Here is a 1,302-nt window from a genome sequence, read left to right on the forward strand (position 1 = left end):
GTCCAGCCGCAGCTCGGCCTTGTCACCCAGCCCGTTCAAGCGCACCGACGTCAGACCGTCATCCTCGCCGGCCGCGCGCACCACCTGTTCCTGCGCGGCCTGCAAGGCCACGCGTCCGGCAGCGCTGGTGTCCTGCAGCCACAGCTCGAAACCGCTGGACTGGCCCAGGCCACGCACGGCTGGCGGAGCGAGCACGTTGACCTTGGCGTCGGGCAGCTTGCGGAAATAGGCGTTGGCGCGCGCGATGATCGCCGCCGCAGTGTTGTCGCCGTTGCGCTCGTCCCATGGCTTGAGAGCCAGGAAGCCCTGCCCCGCATTCTGGCCGGTGCCCGCATTGTTACGACCGACCACCACGAACACCACGTCCAGGTTCTGCTTTTCATGCTCCATGAAGTAGCGGCTGATCTGCTCGCCCAGCGCCTCGGTGCGCGCCATCGGCGTGCCTTCCGGCGTGGAGAACTGGAAGGTCACCTGGCCCTGGTCCTCCACCGGCAGGAAGCCGGTCGGCATGCGCGCATACAAGGCAATCATGGCGATCACCAGCAGCAGGTAGAACGCCATCCAGCGCCGCGGATGGGCCACCACGCCCCCCAGCCTGCCTTGGTAGGCCGACTGGCTGCGTTCGACGCCACGGTTGAACGCAGCAAAGAAGCGCCCCGGTGGCTTCTGTGCCGACGAAGGCTTGAGCAGGGTCGCGCACAGCGCCGGGGTCAAGGTCAGCGCGACCAGCGCCGACAGCGCCATGGCAGATGCAATGGTGATCGAGAACTGCCGGTAAATGATGCCGGTGGAACCACCGAACAGCGCCATCGGCAGGAACACCGCGCCCAGCACCACGGTGATGCCGATCAGCGCACCGGTGATCTCGCCCATCGACTTCTCGGTTGCCTCGCGTGGCGGCAGATGCTCTTCGTGGATGATGCGCTCCACGTTCTCCACCACCACGATCGCATCATCGACCAGCAGGCCGATGGCCAGCACCATCGCAAACAGGGTCAGCGTGTTGATGGTGAAGCCGGCCACCGCGAGGACGCCGAAAGTACCCAGCAGCACCACCGGCACCGTGATCGCCGGAATCAGCGTGGCGCGCACGTTCTGCAGGAACAGGAACATCACCACCACCACCAGCACGATCGCCTCGATCAGGGTGTGGATGACCCCTTCGATGGAGACCCGTACGAACGGCGTGCTGTCGCGTGGATAGGCCACCTGCAGCCCGGGCGGGAACGTGGGCCGCAGCCTTTCAAGCTCCGCGCGCACCGCATCGGCGGTGGCCAGTGCGTTGGCGCCGGACGCCAGGGT

Annotated in this window: 1 protein-coding gene; it reads right to left on the bottom strand. The window is 66.5% G+C overall.

The genetic code is table 11. From position 1 onward, the window contains the following. The coding region (locus tag DBR20_RS23350; protein WP_258223392.1) for an efflux RND transporter permease subunit at positions 1–1,302 on the bottom strand (1,302 nt) is incomplete at both ends.

The organism is Stenotrophomonas sp. HMWF023, assembly GCF_003060985.1.
GTDB lineage: Bacteria > Pseudomonadota > Gammaproteobacteria > Xanthomonadales > Xanthomonadaceae > Stenotrophomonas > Stenotrophomonas lactitubi.